1 protein-coding gene and 1 pseudogene are annotated in these 414 nt (G+C 67.4%); both read right to left on the bottom strand.

Annotated features, from left to right (window positions below):
• Nucleotides 1-253 (bottom strand): annotated as a pseudogene (locus BYZ73_RS21810) (DNA cytosine methyltransferase); the annotation flags it as partial.
• A 3-nt stretch (nt 254-256) separates the two neighbouring features.
• Nucleotides 257-414 (bottom strand): DUF2312 domain-containing protein (locus BYZ73_RS21805; protein ID WP_146746330.1); only part of this gene is annotated, 158 nt, incomplete at its 5' end.

Raw genomic sequence — 414 nt, 5'->3', positions numbered from 1 at the left:
GGCCGCGGCAGATCTCGGCCGGATCGACATGCCAGACATTGGAATTGAGGTGCCGGGTGGCCGGGTGGTTGGCCTCATGCAGGGCGAGCGCCGCGGCGTCGTGGTTGATCGCGACATCGGGGCTGCGGCCGAGCGCCATCTCGATCCCTGTCGAGGCCCCGCCCCCGCCCGCGAAGCTGTCGACGATCAGCGGACGGGGATCGGCCGGGCGCTCGGCCGCGAAGTCGAACAGAAGAGACGAACCGTCAGCCATGGCTCAGCCCATCCCCAGCGCGTCTTTGTACATCTCGAGGATGGCTTCCTCTTCGGCGATGTCGTCCCTGTCGCGCTTGCGCAGCGAAATCACCTTGCGCATCACCTTGGTGTCGTAGCCGCGGGCCTTGGCCTCGGCCATCACCTCCTTCTGCTGGTCCG

The sequence above is a fragment of the Rhodovulum viride genome, from assembly GCF_003265965.1.
GTDB classification, from domain to species: domain Bacteria; phylum Pseudomonadota; class Alphaproteobacteria; order Rhodobacterales; family Rhodobacteraceae; genus Rhodovulum; species Rhodovulum kholense.
Note: the sequence above shows the minus strand (reverse complement) of the source record. Positions and strands in the feature narration are given on the sequence as shown.